The organism is Syntrophorhabdaceae bacterium, assembly GCA_036504895.1.
GTDB lineage: Bacteria > Desulfobacterota > Syntrophorhabdia > Syntrophorhabdales > Syntrophorhabdaceae > PNOM01.
On the sequence record DASXUJ010000134.1, the window covers coordinates 40541 to 59395 of the forward strand.

Consider the following 18855-nt stretch of genomic DNA (forward strand, 5'->3'; position numbering starts at 1 on the left):
AGGAAAGTAGCGCACCTGAGCACGGCAAGAAACGAAATGAAGTAGTGACAGGGAGGAAAAGATGAATACAAGAATGGTGCAGCTCCTTTCCGCAATTGTGGTCCTTATGGCGTTCATCGCCTGCCCGGCAATTGGGGCGGACAAGCCTAATATTGTCGTCATAATGGGAGACGACATCGGCATCTGGAACATCGGCGCGTACCACCGGGGCATGATGGCCGGGCGAACGCCGAATCTCGACAAGCTCGCCGCCGAAGGCATGCTCTTCACCGACTACTACGCCGAGGCAAGCTGCACGGCGGGCCGGGCGAGCTTCGTCACCGGCGAATTGCCGATCCGCACGGGCATGACCACAGTCGGCCAGGCGGGTTCTCCTATCGGCTTGCCGGCCCAGGCGCCTACGATTGCGACGGCGCTCAAGAGCATGGGTTATGCCACGGGGCAATTCGGAAAAAACCACCTCGGCGATCTCAACGAATTCCTACCCACCGTTCACGGCTTTGACGAGTTTTTCGGCTATCTCTACCACCTCGATGCAATGGAAGATCCCGCCCATTCCGCCTACCCGCAGGAGTTGCTGAACAAAGTCGGCCCGCGCAACATGGTCCACAGCTGGGCCGCGGATACGGATGACCCGACGGTGCAGCCACGGTGGGGCAAGATCGGTAAACAAAAGATCGAAGACGCCGGGACGCTCTATCCGAAACGGATGGAGACAGTGGACGACGAAATCCTCGCGAAGGCGCTCGCCTTCGTGGACAAGGCCAAGGCGGACGGCAAACCCTTCTTCCTCTGGCTCAACCCGACCCGCATGCACATTGTCACCCATCTTTCGGAGAAGTATAGGAAGATGCGCGACTCGAAGAATGGCTGGACCATTCAGGAAGCCGGCATGTCCCAGATCGACGATATCGTGGGCGACGTGATGAAGAAACTCAAGGACATCGGCGTAGACGACAACACAATCGTCATGTTCACCACCGACAACGGCACGGAAACATTCACCTGGCCCGATGGCGGCAACACACCCTTCCGGGGACAAAAAGGAACGATCTATGAAGGCGGGTTCCGCGCGCCGGCAATGATCCGCTGGCCGGGCAAGGTGCCGGCAGGCAAGGTGGAGAACGGCATCATCTCCGGGCTCGACTGGTTCCCGACTTTTGTGGCTGCTGCCGGCAACCCGAACATCGCTGCCGAGCTGCTGAAAGGAAAGCAACTCGGTGACCGCACCTACAAAGTCCACCTCGACGGCTATAACCAGATGGACATGATCACGGGCAAGGGTCCCTCGAACCGCCACGAGATCTTCTATTTCGGGGAAAGCACGTTGGGCGCGGTGCGCGTTGACGACTTCAAGTATCGTTTCATCGAGCAGCCTCAGGGCTGGATCGGTCCCAAGGTTCATGTCGATGCGCCGATTCTGACGAACCTTCGCCTCGATCCCTTCGAGCGATTCGACTGGCCGGTCGGAACTCTTGCCGGATCCCAGAATTATTTCTCCTGGTTCCAGTACGAGTTCTGGCGTTTCATTTTTGTCCAGCAGGAGGTGGCGAAGCTGGCCAGGACGGGCGTGGAGTATCCACCCATGCAGAAGGGCGCGAGCTTCAACCTCGATGCCGTGAAAGCGAAAATCGAGGAAGCCATAAAGGCGCGCGAGGGTCGATAAGAAGACTCTTAACGACAGGGGTCCCGGGCCGCACAGGCATAGAACGATTGGCGGATGAATAAGGGGGGGTGAATCGTGAGCCCATTGGCAATTTCCCTGGTTACATTTGGTTGCATTTTTGGCGGCACCATGCTCGGAATTCTCTTTCATGAGATGCTGCCCGATCATCATCTCAGTGCCGAGTCAAAGGATTCGGTGAAGCTGGGGACCGGTATGATCGGGATGCTGGCTGCCCTTGTCCTTGGTCTTTTGATTGCCTCCGCAAAGGGTAATTTCGATACTATGAGCAGTGGGCTCAAGCAGGCCGGCGCCAAAATCATCTCCCTGGACCGCGTCATGGCCGACTACGGACCGGAGACAAAGGATGCACGCGATCTCTTGCGCCGCGCGGTCGCCGCGGTAATCGAGCGGGTCTGGCCGGATGAGAGGACAGGACGAAAGGAAGTGAAGGTCTTTGACGCGGGGGTCGGGATCGAGACTATCCAGGGACATCTTAGTCGACTCACCCCGAAAAACGACTCCCAACGATGGCTTCAGTCGCGGGCCTTGCAGTTGATCGGCGAGATAGGGGATGCACGCTGGCTGCTTGTCGAACAGAGCCACGAGAGTTCGCTGCCCATGCTGCTCCTCTTCATACTGATCTTCTGGCTCACCGTTATCTTCTCCAGCTTCGGTCTCTTCTCCCCGCGTAATGCAACAGTAGTCGTGGTCTTGCTCGTGTGTGCCTTATCTGCCGCAGGTTCACTCTTTATGATTTTGGAGCTGGACCGCCCGCTTGAGGGGGTGATAAGGCTCTCCGACGCCCCGCTGCGTAACGCCCTCGTGCTGCTCGGTCGTTAGGTCTGACGTCGGCATCGGAGATACATCGTGTTTCACCACAGAAAGGAGTATTACAGTGAAAGGGTGCAAAAAATTTCTTAACCGGACATTTGCGCAATGAGGAAACGAATATGGCTCCGGGTGGCGCTGGCGGCAACGATCATAGCCGCGGCTTTGAACGCGCGCGCAGAGGAGGGGGGATACCGGGGCTATGCGGGCTCCAGGAGCTGTGTGGAGTGCCACCAGAGGTTTTATGATCTCTGGTCCAACTCCCGCCACGGGCTGGCCATGCAGCCCTACAGTACCACATTTGCGAAAGCCGCGCTCACTTCCCAGACGGGGGACGTGGTGATCGGCAAGCTTAAATACCGTGCCGATCTCACCAGAGGCGTAGTCACCGAGAAGGGCCCCGGGGGGATGAAGCAGTACGCCATCGCGCATGCCCTGGGAGGCAAGAACGTCTATTACTTCCTGACCCCCTTTCCAAGGGGGCGGCTGCAAACGCTCCCCCTCGCATATGACATCAACAGAAAGGTCTGGTTCGATACGGCCGCAAGCGGCGTACGCCACTTCCCCGGCGCAGGCAGGGACCAACCTGTAAGCTGGAAGGACACCGGTTATACCTTCAACACGGGCTGCTACAACTGCCACGTGAGCCAGCTTTCGACCAACTACGACCTGAAGACCGATAGGTACCACACAACCTGGGCGGAGCCGGGCATCAACTGCGAGACCTGTCATGGTCCGTCGGCTGAGCACAACCGGGTCATGAAGGAGACCCCCAGGGGGCAGCTCCCGAAAGATATGAAGATCATCAGCGTCAAGAAGTTCACGCCCGATCAGCACAACGCCGCCTGTTCCGGATGTCACGCCAAGATGTCCCCCGTCACCAAGGCTTACGCGCCCGGGGAGAGATTCTTCGACCACTACGATGTCGTTACCCTGGAGAACCCCGACTACTACCCTGACGGCCGCGACCTGGGCGAGAACTACACCTACACCTCGTGGCTCATGAGCCCTTGCGCCAAGGGGGGGAAGATCAACTGCGTGACCTGCCACACCTCGAGCGGCCGCTACCGGTTCAAGGCCGAAGAAAAGGCGAACCATGCATGCATGCCCTGCCATGAGGATCGTGTGAAAAACTCAGTCGCCCACACCCGCCACAAACCGGACAGCACGGCGAACAAATGCGTCTCCTGCCACATGCCCATGACCTCCTTTGCCCGCATGAACCGAACCGACCATTCCATGCTGCCGCCGACGCCTTCGGCTACCATTGCCTTCAAGTCCCCCAATGCATGCAACCTCTGCCACACCGATAAGGACGCGGTCTGGGCGGACAAGCATGTACGGCAATGGCGCGCCCGTGACTATCAGGCGCCTCTCGTCGCGAGGGCGGCCCTCATCGAGGGGGCTCGCCACAGAGACTGGAAGCAGCTGCCCGCGATGCTCGACTACATAACCGGCAAGGATCGTGATGAGGTATTCGCCGCGTCCCTTATCCGCATGATCCCCTGGTCGGGGGACGCACGGAAGGCCCCGGCACTGCTTGGGGCCATGAAGGATTCTTCTCCGCTGGTACGCGCCGCCGCAGCCGATGCGCTGCAACAGGCGCCATCCCGCGAGGCGGTCCAGGCCCTTGTGGCTGCCACGGCCGATGAGTACCGTCTTGTCCGGGTTCGCGCTGCCGCATCCCTCACGGCTTACCTCAAACTGCCCCTTGACGGGGCGAGCAAACAGACCGTTGAAACTGCGCACAAGGAGTACCTCGCCTCGCTCACGGCACGACCCGACCAATGGTCATCGCACTACAACCTGGGCAATTACCACCTGAACCGCAACGAGCTGAAACAGGCAGTCGGCGCTTACGACACGGCCTTGAAGCTTGAGCCGCGCGCGGTCCTGGCCATGGTCAATGAATCGATGGCCTATGCCCGCATGGGAGAGGGCAAGAAAGCCGACGAATCGCTCAAGAGAGCCTTGAAAGAGGCCCCGGACAATGCCGCCGCCAACTTCAATATGGGCCTGCTCAAGGCGGAGCAGAATGATCCGAAAGGGGCGGAAAAGTATCTTAAGAAGGCGCTGGATGCCGATCCCCAGATGGCCCAGGCGGCTTACAACCTCTGCATCATTACTTCAAAAGACCGCATCGCCGAAGCGGTGAGGTACTGCAGAAAGGCGGCCGATCTCAGGCCCCAGGACCCCAGGTATGCATTCTCCCTTGCCTTCTATCTTAATCAGAAGGGAGACAGGGACGAGGCGGCGAGGTTGTTAAAGGCCATCATAGAGAAGTACCCGGGCTATAGAGATGCCGAGATGCTCCTCGGAGAAATATCGAAAAACAAGAAGAAACCATTAGGGAAGCATCGGGAATGGAGCAGTGACATGAAGTAATACCGGAGCGATCCCCGAGATTTCTCCTGTCGACGCCCCACCTGCGGATCGAGAGGGGTGGTGTGCTCCCGGCGCCGAACGGCAGGTATGGCGAAGGATGGCATATTATTCCCGTGAGCAGGTAAAACCGTTTTATGGTGTGGTATGCAATATCACGTGGCGCCATTCCTAAAAGAGATCAATCTCGCCTTTCCCTGGTTGTTCGCCGGCGCGTTACACACTTTGTCAAATAGTCAGCATATCAGGAGAGGAGGTTTTATGAGAAGAAAGGAGGTTCTAATTACGGCCCTGCTTGCAATTGCCGCTTTGATGCTTTCGCTCGTGCCGGCCATGGCGCAGCAGATCACCGGGATACCCGGTTCACCGAGCGCCACCATAACGATAAGGGGCGACCGGCTTCCGGCGCCGCCCGCGAAGTTCGAGGGCAAGATCGAGCGCAACGCCATGGATTCAAAGCCATACTGGCCGCCGCGCATTATGCCGAAAAAGGACGCACCGAACGTGCTGCTTATCATGACCGACGATTCCGGCTACGGCGTCCCGAGCACGTTCGGCGGCGTGATCCCGACCCCGGCGCTCGACAGGATCGCCGCCAACGGCGTACGGTATACGAATTTCCACTCGACGGCGTTGTGCTCGCCCACGCGGGCGGCGCTCATCACCGGCCGCAACCACCACTCGGCAGGCTTCGGCGTCATCTCCGAGCAGGCGTCGGGTTACCCGGGCTACAACAGCTTCATCGAAAAAAACAAAGCCACTATCGGCACCATCCTGAAGAACAACGGCTACCGCACCTCGTGGTTCGGCAAGAACCACAACACCCCTGCGTTCCAGGCGAGCCAGGATGGGCCATTCGACCAGTGGCCCATCGGCATGGGCTTCGAGTATTTCTACGGATTCATGGGCGGGGATACCAATCAGTGGCAGCCGGCGAATCTCGCGCGCAACACGACGTATATCTACCCTTTTATCGATAATCCCGGCTACAACCTCACGACTGCCATGGCGGACGAGGCCATCGCCTATATGCAGCGCATCAACGCCCTCGCGCCTGAGCAGCCGTGGCTCATCTACTACGTCCCCGGCGGAACTCACGCCCCCCATCATCCCACGCCCGAGTGGATCGCCAAAATCAGCAAAATGAAGCTTTTCGACAAGGGATGGAACGAGCTTCGGGAACAGATCTTTGCCAATCAGAAGAGGCTCGGGGTGATCCCCCAGGACGCGAAAATGACCCCCTGGCCGGACGATCTGCTAAAGAGATGGAACCAGCTCACGGACGGTGAGAAGAAGATGTTCCTCCGCCAGGTGGATGTCTTTGCCGCGTACGTCGCCTATACCGACCACGAGATCGGCCGCGTGATCCAGGCGGTGGAAGACATGGGCAAGCTCGACAACACGCTTATCATCTACATCAACGGCGACAACGGCACCAGCTCCGAAGGCACGCTGAACGGCACGCCGAACGAGGTCGCCATGTTCAACGGCGTCGAGGTGCCGGTCGAAACTCAGCTCAAGCACTTCTATGACGTCTGGGGATCGGACAAGACCTACGGCCATATGGCGGTGCCGTGGGCGTGGGCTTTCGACACGCCCTTCTCGTGGACCAAGCAGGTTGCATCGCACTTCGGCGGCATCCGCCAGGGCATGGCGATCTCGTGGCCAAAGGTGATCAAGGACAAGGGCGGCATCCGTCACCAGTTCCACCACGTCATCGACATCGCTCCCACCATCCTGGAGGCCGCACAGATCCGTCAGCCCGAGGTGGTCGACGGCATCAGGCAGAGCCCCATGGAGGGCGTGAGCATGGTCTACACCTTCGACAAGGCTAATGCAAATGCGCCGTCGACGCACAAGACGCAGTACTTCGAGATGATGGGCGACCGCGCGATCTACCACGACGGCTGGATCGCGAGCACGAAGGTCATGCGTCCGCCCTGGGTCACCATGGCGCCCGCCAAGGACCCGATGAGCTTCCCGTGGGAACTGTACGACCTCAAAAAGGACTGGACCCAGTCCGACAATGTGGCCGACAAGTACCCGGACAAGCTCAGGGAGTTGGAGGGCATCTTCTGGCAGGAAGCGAAGAAATACCAGGTCCTGCCGCTCGACGCGACGGTCGCGACGCGCTTGATCACGCCGAGGCCGAGCATCACTGCCGGGCGCAATGTGTTCACCTACTCCGGGGAGCTGACCGGAACTCCCAACGGCGACGCCCCGAGCATACTGAACACGTCGTACCACTTCAAGGCCGAGGTGGAGATACCGCAGGGGGGCGCCGAAGGGGTGATCGTGACCCAGGGCGGCCGGTTCGCAGGCTATGGATTCTATCTCCTGAAGGGTAAGCCCATTTTTCTTTGGAACCTGGTCGATTTGGAGCGGATCCGCTGGGAAGGTCCCGAGGCTTTAACCCCGGGCTCCCATACCCTTGAATTCGATTTCAAGTACGACGGACTTGGCATGGGCACCCTTGCCTTCAACAACCTGAGCGGTATCGGCCGAAGCGGCACGGGCATTCTTAAAGTGGACGGCAAAGTCGTCGCGGAACGGAAGATGGAGCACACGATCCCGCTGATCCTGCAATGGGACGAGAACTTTGACGTAGGCGCCGATACGGGTACGCCGGTGAATGACGCCGACTACCGGGTACCGTTCAAGTTCACCGGGAAGCTCAACAAGCTGACACTCACCATCGACAGGCCGAAGCTCACGCCCGCCGACGAGAAGCGGTTGCGGGAGGCCCAGCGGAACAACAAGGTGAGCGAGTAGAAACCACTGGTGACCGGTCACTGATCGTCAGGGTGTGATGAATGAGAAAAGGCAGGGTCGGGATGGCCCTGCCTTTTCTTCACATTTTTTGAGGCGGTAATGGCTTGTTTCCCGGTTATATGGGAGACATGAGATGGAAATCTCTCATGTGGCGTATGGTCACCTTCCCCTTACTTCGCGAACGTGTCGTACCCGAGTTTGACCACCATTGCGGAAACGACCACGAGAAAAAATATCCGCACGAACCGGTTCCCTTTGAGGATCGCGAGCCTCGCCCCCACGAGCGACCCTGCGATATTGCTCGCCGCCATGGGCAGAGCCAGGGCGTAGAGGATATTATCGGTGAATCCGAAATAGAGCACTGCGGAGAGGTTCGTCGCGAGGTTGACGACCTTCGAGGAGGCCGAGGCGGAGAGGAAGCTGAATCCGAAGACCCCTATGAAGACGAAGATAAGGAAGCTGCCCGTGCCGGGGCCGAAGAAGCCGTCGTAGAAGCCGAGGACCATACCGGTGGCGATGCTGAAAAGATAGTGGCGTACGTCGTGGGCCCGGGGCGCGTGACGGGCGCCGAAGTCTTTCCTCGCGAAGGAATGGATGAGGATCGCGACAAGGAGCATGATGATGACCACGCGCATGAGTGCCGGGTTCATGTGGCTCGCGACCCTGGCCCCGAGGAAGGAGAACACAAGGGCTGCGAGGGTGGCGGGCAGGGTCGTCTTCCAGCTTATCCGCACGTGCCGCGAATACTGGCCCGCGGCGAAGAAGGTGCCCGCGATGGAGGCAAGTTTATTCGTGCCGAGGAGGTGGGCAATCGCCTCGTGGGGAAGAAAGATGAGGAGTGCGGGCAGCTGGATCAGCCCTCCACCCCCCGCGACGGAGTCGATGAAGCCCGCGAGGGCGGCAAAGGCGCATAAACAGACGATTTCCATATATTACCCTTCTTCCATGCCCTGCCCTTTTGCGGAAACCCTCATCCGGTCTCCTATCCGGCAAGCCCCATATCTGCCCGCCCCGGGGTGATCTTTTGCCACACGACCACGAGCGCGATGAGCCCCATGCCGATGAGATCGAAGTATATGTTCGAATAGACGAGGAGGAGCCCCCCGACGATCAGGGCCACCCTCTCCCAGGCCGTGGTCCGTCTGAAAAGCCATGCGCTCGCACCTCCCGCGATTCCGGCGATGCCGATCATGGCGGTGAGGAAGGTCCAGATCATATTCGGGACCGGGCCCTCCAGGAGCAGGCCGATGCCGTCGGGGGTGAGGACGAACATGAAAGGCACGATGAACGCGGGGATCGTATACTTCCATGCGAGCATCATGGTCTTAAAGGGGCTGCCGCCGGTCAGGGCTGCCGCCGCAAAGGGAGAGAGCGCCGTGGGCGGCGACACTTCGGAGAGCACCGCATAGTAGAAGATGAACATGTGGGCGGCAACCTCGGGCACCTTGAGCTGAATGAGCGCGGGAGCGGCGATCACCGCGCCGATGATATAGGTGGCCGTCACCGGGACCGCCAGGCCGATGACCCACATGAGGACGCCCGTAAAGAGGGCCGTGAGGAAGAGGCTCCCTCCCGCGTAGCCTATTATGATGCTCGAAAACTTCAAGCCCAGGCCGGTAAGGGTGACCACCCCCACGATCAGGCCCGCGCTCGCACAGGTACATGCCACGGAGAGGACCCCGAGAGAGCCGCCGCTCAGGGCGGTTATGGCCTTCTTATAGGTAAGAGCGGTATCCCGCCTGAGGTAACTCGTGAAGAAAGCCAGGACCGTGGCCCAGAATACGGCCCAGATGGGGCTGAAGCCTATGACCATGAGTACCACGATCGCCACGAGAGACGAAAAGTGGTACCAGTACCTCCTCGTGAGAAGCCAGACGGATTCCCCGTCCCGGGTTTCGATTTTCTTCGCGCCGAAGCGTTTCGCGTCGAACTCCACCATGAGAAATATGGACCAGTAGTAGAGGACGGTAGGCACTATGGCCAGCTTGATCACCTGGAGATAGGAGATCTTCAGTATCTCCGCGATGAGGAAGGCCGCGGCGCCGAGCACGGGTGGAGAGATGATGGCACCGATCCCTCCTGCCGACAATAATCCCCCTGCCGATTCCTTATCGTATCCCGCGCGCTTCAGCATGGGATAGGCGACCGAGCCCAATGTGACGGTGGTTGCCACGCCGCTGCCCGAGGGCCCTCCGAGCAGGAAAGAGGCCAGGGTCACGGTCCTGCCCGCGGAAGAGGGCTTCCCGCCCATGAGCCTGAAAGAAAAATCGATAAAGAACTTGCCGGCCCCGGTATGCTCAAGAATGGCGCCGTAGATGGTGAAGAGAATGATGAAGGTGGAAGAGACCTCGATGGGTACCCCGAATATGCCCTCGAGGGTCATGTACATGTGGCCGACTATCCGTTTCAACGTGTATCCCCGGTGGGTCCAGGGCGAGGGCAGCCAGGGCCCCACATAGGCATAGATCAGAAAGAGGGAGACCACTAAAGGCATGATCCAGCCCGTGCCGCGCCGGGTCGCTTCCAGGATAAGGACGATAAGGATGGAGCCGAACACCAGGTCCAGGGCGTTGGGCGTAACGGCCCGGTAAATGAACTCCTCGAAATCGACGAGCATATAGACTATGGTTGCCACGCCCATGAGAGCAAGGAGCACGTCATACCAGGCGATGGAGCGCAGCTTCTTCTTCGATGGAGGAAAGACGAGGTAGCTGAGAAAGAGCACCATGGCGACATGGAGGCCCCTCAGGACCTGGGTGGTGATGGTCGCCACTGCCGCATAGAGGTGAAAAAGGCTCATGGCCACCGCGAACCAGGTGACGGCCTGCTGCTTCCACCCGGAAAGACGCCGGGTGACCCCTTCCTCTTCCTCTATGTATCTCTGCGCCTCCCTGAGGCGCTCTTCGGAGACCTGGCCGGTCGGCTCCCTTTGATCCATCACATGCTCCTCCCGCTCACATGGCCCCTAGGGCTCGCAACTTATGTCGCCCGGCCGGACCCGGATGGCCAGGGGCTCGGCGGCGGCGGCAACATCCTTCAGATGGAGGGTCCTCCCCCCGACAATCAGGCGGTGGTCTTTGTAGCTGGAGCTCCTGATCCTGATATCTCCCACCTTCCTGTGCAACGTGGCGCTTCCGGTGCCGTCGGGCTCCAGTCCGTAATATTCGAATACCCCTGCCGAAGGGCTCTCGACCCTGACCACGAAGATACCCTCCCCGTCAATGTAGACAAGGCTTTCCCGCACGGGTGCCAAATATATGGAGTTGATAAATTCGAGATAAATTGGCTCCCCTTCCTTAAGAGGCAGGCACGCGCGCGCCTTTTCCGGCTCACCTCCGAGAACTAGGAGCTGCCGTTCGGGAATCCCGCCGGCCGGGGCTGTGCCGGCCCATGCGAGCATCGTCAGAAGAAGGCCTGCGCGAAGGAGCGCCATTACCCGGCCCTACATCTTTATGCCTTTTTCCTTAAAGAACTTTATTGCCCCCGGGTGGTAGGGGACCGGGGTCTTGATCACCGCCCCCTGGAGGGTCAACTCCTTCGCCTCGGAGTGGACGGCAACCAGGTCCGCCTTATGGTCGAACATGGCCTTCAGTACCTTGTAGATGAGGTCAGGATCGGCGTCCGTGTTACAGACAAGCACATTCGGAATCCCGACCACACCCACGTCGCCCGTCATTTTCGGATATGCGGCCCTGGGGATGCTCTCCCTGGTATAGATCTGTCCGTACTTCTGGAATATCTTCGGCAGCGCCGTGTCGGTGGGAACGAGCCTCATCGATACGCCGGGGCTGGCGGCGAGATCGAGGATCGCCCCGGTAGGAAGGCCGCCGACCCAGAAGAAGGCGTCGATCTTTCCGTCCCTTAGGGCATTGGCCGATTCGACCACGCTGAGACGGTCCCGCTTGATATCTTTGTCGGCCCGTATGCCGAAGGCTTCAAGGACCCGGAAGGCCACGACCTCGGTGCCGCTGCTCGGAGCCCCCGTCGAAACACGCTTCCCCTTGAGGTCGGCCACCGATTTGATGGGGCTACCGGAAAGGGTGACAAGGTGAAAGTAGCTCATGTACAACTGGGCTACCATCCTGACCGGCAGTTTGCCCCTGAAGAGCCCCTTCCCTTCCATCGCGTCATAGGCGAGGTCGGGATAGGCATAGCCGAGGTCCGCATCCCTGCTCGCCACGAGCTTCAGGTTGTCTACGGCCGCCGCCGTCACCTCGGCGGTCGCCTCCACGCCGGGCACGTATTTGGAGATGACGTTCGCGATCGCCCCGCCGTAGGGATAATAGACACCCCCCGTGCCTCCCGTTGCAATGGAAAGCCTCACCTTCTTCTGGCTCTTCTGGGCCCACGCGGACGAACATCCCATCACAAGACCGATGACCAACAAGACCGCCAATACACGCTTCATGGATAGACCTCCCGCATTTGACCTGATGCCGAAATTGAGATTCATGGGTCTCGCAAAATTATAAGGCAACCCCGATATGGGGGATATCTCGTCGGGGACAGAGGGCAAGGGAAACCGGAAATCGCATACCTTCCTTCCCGCATCAGCTAACCCAAACGGACGTTATCAGCAAAGATCTGAAGCAATCTGCCGAGAGGATATAACGCGCCAACCCGTGTGTCAATGCCAAAATAGACCTGTATTTATAGGGTAATGCGGGCGGGCGTAGGAACGGTGAAACGAAGTTTCTGTCTGATCTCCCTTCTTGGCCATCGTCAGAATTAAACACCTTCCGGAAATGCTTTCCGACAGGGAAGACTTGAAAGTCTTTTCGCCCAAACTTATAGTGTGCTCAGATGGGCACGATATAACCGTGAAGTGGAGAGCCGCATGAAAGCGAGGGCGCACACCGGAAGAGCTCATACGGCACGGCAAAGAAGCCCTGTTTCGGCTTTGGGTCACTTCAGAATCAGGAGGACAATATGGGTACGAAGCGGTCAATCATCAGGGCAGTGTCAAACCTATCTATCGGCGTATTCATGCTGGTTTCTCTTCTGGTGCCCTATTCCCGGGCGCAAGAGGCCGCAGGCCCCGGTTTCCCGACGAGGACCCTCGGCTCCGTGGCGGCTATCGGGGACAGCATAACCCAGGCGTTTAATGCGAAGTACTCCGACTTCGGGGACTGCCGGTACATCGACACGCCCGAGTACAATTTTTCAACGAGCAAAACAGTCAACACGACTTTCAGTATCGCGGAGCGGGCCACCGCATACAAGGGCAGTACGGTTCCCACCGCCAACTTCGCTGCAGACGGAGCCCGGATGTCTTCCGGCGCTGACCAGGCGGCCGCGGTGAAGACCTGGGCATCGGGTCAGGCCGCGCCGCATCTGATAACTGTTTTTCTGGGTCACAACGACCTCTGCGCGGGAGGAAAGGACAAGATTCAGATCTCGTGCTCGCGCGCCGATCGGGACCCGAACAACTATTGCCGGACCTCCACCTTTTTTTACGAACTGCAGATGCGCCAGATGCTCGATGTGCTCGTCACCATTCCAAGCTCCCAAATTGCGATCATCCATCCGATCAGGGTATCCCAGCTCTGCAACTTCGCCACGGAAAAGGTCGTGGATACGCCTTTGCTTACCCTTAGTTGCCAGGACCTGTGGGCGTTGCCTAACCTCTTCGGCGAGGATGGTGTCTGCCCCTCACTGACGAGCTGCACCCCCGACCGCATCGCCGATGCCTATACAACCTGGGTCAGCTATCGTGACATCGGCGAAAGACTCGTTGGAGAATACAACCAGGTGGGCGCGGGTCAGGCCATCCCTCCCAACCCGACCTTTGGCACGGGCGGCGTGGTCAGGGCGAGCGAAGTCTTCCTGCAAACGACCGACGCCATCGGCAATCAGAGGTTTAACTATACGAATGCATTCGGCAACGTGATGCTGAGTGTATGTGAGTGCTACCATCCCAGCAAGTTCGGCCAGAACCTGCTGGCCGGTTCTCTTTGGGGCGGCGTCACCTGCAGCTCCACGACCCCATGCTGCAACGATAACGTCCAGGGCGACTCCGATACCGATAAGGGCCTTTGTAATCACTTCACCACCAGCGGCTCCATGAACGGTCTCTGGGGCGCGGGTGAGCCCAGGGCCCTCAGGGTAGTTAAGACGGGCAACGGGACAGGGCTGGTCACGAGCACCCCGGGCGGGATCAACTGTGGTAATGACTGCAATGAGTTTTTCACGCAAGGTACAGTTGTCGCCCTCACCCCTTCGGCTTCCGTAAACTCCACATTCGCCGGCTGGAGTGGAGGGGGGTGTTCAGGTACCGGCGCCTGCAGCGTTACGATGGATTCGGCAAAGTCAGTGACGGCTGCCTTTATGGGACCCCAGAAACTGACGGTGACAAAACAAAGGGTCAGTAACGGCACCGGGACGGTCGCCAGCGACCCTTCCGGCATAAGCTGCCCTACAGGCTGTACGCGCACCAATGCGATCTATCCCTTCCAGCAGAACGTCACCCTCACCGCCATCGCGGATAGCAGCTCCGTCTTCACCGGCTGGCTCCCCGTCGCCCTCTGCCCGGGCACGAGTCCCTGCACGGTTACCATGGATAAGGCAAGAAACATTACTGCGAAATTCACGGGGCCTCAGACCCTGACGGTAAGGAAGGTATCGATAAGAAAGGGAACGGGTACCGTCACAAGCTCGCCCGGGGCCATCAACTGCGGCCCAACCTGTAAGGACAGGTTTACCTACAACACTTCCGTTGTCCTTACCGCACAAGCAGGTACCGGCTCCGTATTCTCGGGCTGGCTCCCTGCCTCCATCTGCCCGGGCACCGGTCCCTGCATGGTTACCATGGATAAGGCAAGAAACATTGCAGCGAAGTTCACCAAATAAGGTACTGGCGGATGACGAGAGGGGTGCGCCGTGATGAAGGGGATTCAGGCTGAATGGTTGATATCGTTGGATAGTTTCTTTTTGCAACTTGGTGTTGACAGGGGAATATAGGATGTCCCCTAAAATTCTTTTCTGAAACATAACCTTCCGGCGATCTATCATATCTTTTGTCACCAGGGAAGAGAGCGAACCATATTCCCTCCGGGAGGGGGAAAACAAGGGCATCCGCCGATTTTCCTTTGACATCAGGCGTCAAATCGTCATAAGACTTACCGGTACCGGAAGAAGATTACCTCATTAATGGATGCTTCGAAAGCATAGGCTTAGCGAGCCGGGCCGCAAAGCGCCCTCCGGCCGATTATGACGTTATCAAGATGATCTAAGGATTGGATAGAATGGAAAAGCGTGTCATAGGCGTCGTTACTGCCGGTTTCTTTACACTTTTTATTGCATTTGCGGTCAGATATTCCTATGGACTGATTCTGCCCTACATGCTGTCCACCCTTGCAATATCGAAAACCGAGGCGGGAGTCATTTTCTCGTCCTATTTTGTTACGGCTACCATCTTTTCGCCTTTGATGGGCATTCTCGCGGACCGATTCAATACAAAGCTTATTCTCACCGTTTTTGTGGCTATTCTGGGCGCCGGTACGTGCCTCATGTCCTTCTCCTCCTCGGTCGTGCAGGCCTCCATTTTCTTCGCCATAATAGGGATCGGCCATTCGGCGTGCTGGGCCCCGGTTGTTGCGGTGGTCATGCGATGGGTCAGCCCGAAGAGGAGAGGCATAGCTATTTCGGTGGTAGACCTTGGGACTACGGTCGGCATTGCCGTATGGAGCGTTATCGTGCCGATCATCATCAGGGACCATAGCTGGAGAACCGTATGGCTCGCCCTCGGTGTCACCGCACTGGTGGTGGCGGGTATGAATTTCTTCCTTATAAAGAATCACCCGGAGACCCCGGCCGGCGTCCAGGAAAGGGTGCAGGTTCCCGTCAAAAGGTCATACAAGGTAGTTTTCGGAGATCCAAAGTTCTATCTGATCGGGTTTTCTTACCTGTGCATCAGCTTTTCCATACTGATCCCCTTTACGTTCCTGACAAGCTATGCGACGCAGAAATTGACCATACCCTATGCCTCTGCCACGGGTCTCTTACTGGTGATAGCGGTCGCGGGAACAATAGGCAAGCTGATCCTCGGACATGTGTCGGACAAAGTGGGGCGGCTCGAAATTATGATGCTTTGCGGGCTGCTTACGGCTTTCGGGGCATTCGGCATGGCCTATTCCCATCAACTGTCGACTTTATGCATAGTATCAGCCATATTCGGTATCGGCTACGGAACCCTCTGGGCAGTCTATGCCGCCTCTGCGCGGGATCTATTCCCTGCGGATTATTCCGGCAGCATTATTGGTTTCTGGACCTTGTTTCACGGCCTGGGTTCGATTATCGCCCCTATATTGAGCGGCTGGATCATCGATAGAACCGGCGCCTACACCTGGGCATTTGTGATGGCCGCGTCAGCCTCCTTGTTATCACTCTTGCTGCTGTTGCCGGTAAGGAGGCTCAGCAGGAAAAGTGAAATGTAAAGCCCTTGCCTCACCTGTTGTGCCCCTTACCCGTGAGTTCCTGCTCTATCCTGTCGGACAGAAAAATCTTGATCAAGGATTGATAGGGTACGTCGCGCTTATTTGCCAATAATTTCAGTTCTTCGAGCATGGATTCGGGAAGACGGAGAGAGATTGTTTTCACCGAGGGCCTCAGGTTGGCCAGCGTGAGCCTCTCCGCCTTTTTCCAGTCAATATATTCCGTGGAATCGTGACTTTGCCAGAACTTCCTTTCTTCCTCTTCACTCTTGAACTGCGGGATCTTCTTCATGGGTTTGATACGCCCTCCTCTCTTTCTTTTTCATGTCTCTCGCGGATATGATTCGCAATTTGTCCTCGCGAATGGTGAAAACCGGAAACAAAAACCTGCCGGAGTCCGTCTGTCCCAACACATAGAAGCAGTTTTCGTTCTCCGAGTGCTTTTCGTCATCACCCGCCACCACAGGAATATTGAAGAAAATTTGCTCGCATTCACCCGGTGTGACGTTGTGCCTGGTCCTGATCTTCTCGGAATTGTGCGTATCCCATTCGAAACCGGTGCAATTCGCGAGAATGTCAGATATCATATTTATCGTATATCGCTCACATATACATCCGTCAATTCCGCTCCGCAAGGAGACGCCATAGGGCACGGGCGGAGCATGGCGCCGCGGATGGGCCTTTTGTGTCAATTCCACACTCCCGGCTAGAGCGAGGGCCGTGGCCTCAAACCGACTTCAGCGCTCGTCCGCCCGCAGGACCCCATAAATACGAGTCTATTTTCGGCATTTCTTCCACCGCCAGGGCCCCCACGAGGATTTCCCCGGCAGCCTCGGCTTAAGTGCCCGGGGGATGGCATTATATCCTTGAATGGCGTCAATTTTAGCGCCTATAATAGAATATCTGGAAGCAACGCTGAATCTGATATGAGGAGGTTTTATATGCATTCTGACGACGAAAAGAAGAAACCTGGGAAAGCGATTTCCAGGCGGCAGTTTATCGCGGCGGGGGTGGCCGGGTCAGTGGTGGCGGCGGGCCTTTCGCTCACGAACTCGTCGGAAGCTGCCCCGATGCCTAAGAAGTGGGACGGGGAAGCGGACGTGGTGATCGCGGGGTTCGGGGGCGCCGGTGCGTGCGCGGCTATCGAGGCCGCGAAGGCAGGGGCGACGGTCATACTGCTCGAGAAGGAGCAGATAGGCGGGGGCTCCACGACCCTTTCGGGGGGCGCCGTATATGCGGCGGGAACTCCGCTCCAGAAGAGTCTGGGGATCGAGGACTCGGCCGACGATATGTTCAAGTACCTGAAGGCCTGCGGACACGGCAGAGCCGACGATGCGCTCATCCGCATTACCTCGGACAGGTCGGCCCAGAACGTGGCGTGGCTCGAAAGCCTGGGGGTCGAGTTTCCGAAAGACCTTCTCTATACAAGCGGCATGGAGGAGGAGCCCGAGTATAAGGCGGTTACCCCGGCTAAGAAGAGGGGCCACAGGGCCAAGGGCACGGGCGGGGCGGTCTACAAGGCGCTCGCGAACGAGGTGGCCAAACAAAAGAACGTGAAAGTCATGACCGCGACCCAGGCCGTGCAGCTCATCACGAAACCGGGCGCGACCGCGGCGTGTGGTGAAATCGTGGGTGTAAAGGTGCGGCAGCGGGGCAAGGAGCTCAATATTCGCGCAAAGAAGGCCGTTATCCTCACCACAGGGGGGATCATGGCCACCGATATGGCGCGGCCGTGGCTCCTCGATTATTCCCCCTCCATCGCGAAATGCGTTCCTGCCGGCGCCCGGGGCGCCACCGGGGACGGGTACCGGATGGGCATATCCCAGGGGGCTGCGCTGGGGGCCCTGAACAGCGGGGGCATTCTCCCGGCCGTCCTCTTCCCGGGCCAGACCATGGCGGGCATCGTCTACATCAACATCTGGGGCCTGCCCAACATTTACGTCGACCCAAAAGGCAACCGGTTCGTTGACGAAGGGGCATACTATATCCTGGTATGCGAGCAGATGATCGCGAAAAGCAGCGCGAGCTCCTATTGCATCTTCGACTCCCAGACGCTGAAAAAGGCCCTGGAGCTGACGCCGAAAGGGATTGAGGCCACCCGGACCCTTGCCCTCGGTCTCGACCCGAGAGATATGGATAAAGCAGTAAAAGCGGGCGCCGTCTGGAAGGGAGAGACCGTGGGAGAGCTTGCCCGCAACATTGGCATCGACGCTTCAACCCTCGAGAAGACGGTTGCCGCATATAATGGGAACGCCCAGGCGGGCAAAGACACCGAGTTCAACCGCAGGAAGGGGCTTGCCCCGATCGTTACGCCTCCCTATTACGCCTTTAAGGTGAACGTCGGCCTGGTCTGCCATAACGGCGGCCTGAAAATCAATCCGAATGCCCAGGTCCTCAACAGCTACGGGGAAGTCATACCGAAGCTCTACGCCGCAGGCCGCGACACGGCCGGTATTTTCGGCGAGCGCTACCCGGCCAGCGGCGCGGCGCTCATCGACCTCGTCACCTTCGGCCGCATCGCCGGCAGGAATGCCGCGAAGGAGCTTTCCGCAAAGAAATAGCCTTGCCCTCCCAATCGAACCCCCCGCCCGGCAAGGGCGGGGGCGAAAGGGAAGTACGACCATTTTCCCTCCCATTTCGATCTATTTCACGCCAATAATTGACTTTAATTGAAGGAGACTTAACTTTTTATTAGTGGATTAGTGAAATATATGTATACACTTGATTATCAAAGACATGGTAATACCGCTTCCTTCGACAGCGGTAAAGATGTGC

The 18855-nt window shown here is 58.2% G+C and carries 12 protein-coding genes; 7 read left to right on the forward strand and 5 right to left on the reverse strand.

The window, feature by feature from the left end; translation table 11 throughout:
- Positions 1-61 precede the first annotated feature (61 nt).
- The 4 genes from VGJ94_19040 (at position 62) to VGJ94_19055 (ending at position 7648) form a co-directional block, all read left to right on the forward strand.
- Positions 62-1666 (forward strand): arylsulfatase, encoded by a 1605-nt coding sequence (locus tag VGJ94_19040; protein HEY3278717.1) that lies wholly within the window; start codon positions 62-64, stop codon positions 1664-1666.
- 75 nt (positions 1667-1741) lie between these two features.
- Positions 1742-2506: a hypothetical protein gene (locus VGJ94_19045; protein HEY3278718.1), complete on the forward strand. Its 765-nt coding sequence runs from the start codon at positions 1742-1744 to the stop codon at positions 2504-2506.
- 96 nt (positions 2507-2602) lie between these two features.
- Positions 2603-4879, forward strand: coding sequence for a tetratricopeptide repeat protein (locus tag VGJ94_19050; GenBank protein HEY3278719.1), 2277 nt, complete (start codon positions 2603-2605; stop codon positions 4877-4879).
- 258 nt (positions 4880-5137) lie between these two features.
- Positions 5138-7648, forward strand: a complete 2511-nt coding sequence (locus tag VGJ94_19055) for an arylsulfatase (GenBank protein HEY3278720.1) — start codon at positions 5138-5140, stop codon at positions 7646-7648.
- A 170-nt stretch (positions 7649-7818) separates the two neighbouring features.
- Here the strand turns inward: VGJ94_19055 and VGJ94_19060 are convergent, their stop codons facing one another.
- The 4 genes from VGJ94_19060 to VGJ94_19075 are packed head-to-tail and all read right to left on the reverse strand — an operon-like array spanning position 7819 to position 12056.
- A complete protein-coding gene (locus tag VGJ94_19060) occupies positions 7819-8577 on the reverse strand; it encodes a TSUP family transporter (protein HEY3278721.1) in 759 nt (252 codons plus the stop codon).
- Positions 8578-8630: 53 nt separating this feature from the next.
- A complete protein-coding gene (locus tag VGJ94_19065; protein HEY3278722.1) occupies positions 8631-10586 on the reverse strand; it encodes a TRAP transporter fused permease subunit in 1956 nt (651 codons plus the stop codon).
- Positions 10587-10613: 27 nt separating this feature from the next.
- Complete coding sequence (locus VGJ94_19070; GenBank protein HEY3278723.1) at positions 10614-11081, reverse strand: hypothetical protein; 468 nt, start codon at positions 11079-11081, stop codon at positions 10614-10616.
- 9 nt (positions 11082-11090) lie between these two features.
- Positions 11091-12056: a TAXI family TRAP transporter solute-binding subunit gene (locus VGJ94_19075; protein HEY3278724.1), complete on the reverse strand. Its 966-nt coding sequence runs from the start codon at positions 12054-12056 to the stop codon at positions 11091-11093.
- Between the two features lie 521 nt (positions 12057-12577).
- Here VGJ94_19075 and VGJ94_19080 point away from each other — a divergent pair.
- Both VGJ94_19080 and VGJ94_19085 read left to right on the forward strand, forming a co-directional pair.
- Positions 12578-14497, forward strand: coding sequence for an SGNH/GDSL hydrolase family protein (locus VGJ94_19080; GenBank protein ID HEY3278725.1), 1920 nt, complete (start codon positions 12578-12580; stop codon positions 14495-14497).
- 395 nt (positions 14498-14892) lie between these two features.
- On the forward strand, positions 14893-16083 hold the full coding sequence (locus tag VGJ94_19085) for an MFS transporter (GenBank protein ID HEY3278726.1): 1191 nt from the start codon (positions 14893-14895) through the stop codon (positions 16081-16083).
- 10 nt (positions 16084-16093) lie between these two features.
- On the opposite strand, the gene VGJ94_19090 is transcribed toward VGJ94_19085, so the two are convergent.
- A complete protein-coding gene (locus VGJ94_19090) occupies positions 16094-16372 on the reverse strand; it encodes a BrnA antitoxin family protein (GenBank protein ID HEY3278727.1) in 279 nt (92 codons plus the stop codon).
- Positions 16373-17021: 649 nt separating this feature from the next.
- On the opposite strand from VGJ94_19090, the gene VGJ94_19095 reads away from it, so the two are divergent.
- A complete protein-coding gene (locus VGJ94_19095; protein HEY3278728.1) occupies positions 17022-18641 on the forward strand; it encodes an FAD-dependent oxidoreductase in 1620 nt (539 codons plus the stop codon).
- The last annotated feature ends 214 nt before the right edge of the window (positions 18642-18855 follow it).

Excerpts from the sequence above, each read along its gene's own strand:
- VGJ94_19040 (HEY3278717.1), top strand. The coding sequence starts at position 62 with ATGAATACAAGAATGGTGCAGCTCCTTTCCGCAATTGTGGTCCTTATG.
- VGJ94_19050 (HEY3278719.1), top strand. The coding sequence starts at position 2,603 with ATGAGGAAACGAATATGGCTCCGGGTGGCGCTGGCGGCAACGATCATA.
- VGJ94_19055 (HEY3278720.1), top strand. The coding sequence starts at position 5,138 with ATGAGAAGAAAGGAGGTTCTAATTACGGCCCTGCTTGCAATTGCCGCT.
- VGJ94_19060 (HEY3278721.1), bottom strand. The coding sequence starts at position 8,577 with ATGGAAATCGTCTGTTTATGCGCCTTTGCCGCCCTCGCGGGCTTCATC.
- VGJ94_19065 (HEY3278722.1), bottom strand. The coding sequence starts at position 10,586 with ATGGATCAAAGGGAGCCGACCGGCCAGGTCTCCGAAGAGCGCCTCAGG.
- VGJ94_19070 (HEY3278723.1), bottom strand. The coding sequence starts at position 11,081 with ATGGCGCTCCTTCGCGCAGGCCTTCTTCTGACGATGCTCGCATGGGCC.
- VGJ94_19075 (HEY3278724.1), bottom strand. The coding sequence starts at position 12,056 with ATGAAGCGTGTATTGGCGGTCTTGTTGGTCATCGGTCTTGTGATGGGA.
- VGJ94_19080 (HEY3278725.1), top strand. The coding sequence starts at position 12,578 with ATGGGTACGAAGCGGTCAATCATCAGGGCAGTGTCAAACCTATCTATC.
- VGJ94_19085 (HEY3278726.1), top strand. The coding sequence starts at position 14,893 with ATGGAAAAGCGTGTCATAGGCGTCGTTACTGCCGGTTTCTTTACACTT.
- VGJ94_19090 (HEY3278727.1), bottom strand. The coding sequence starts at position 16,372 with ATGAAGAAGATCCCGCAGTTCAAGAGTGAAGAGGAAGAAAGGAAGTTC.
- VGJ94_19095 (HEY3278728.1), top strand. The coding sequence starts at position 17,022 with ATGCATTCTGACGACGAAAAGAAGAAACCTGGGAAAGCGATTTCCAGG.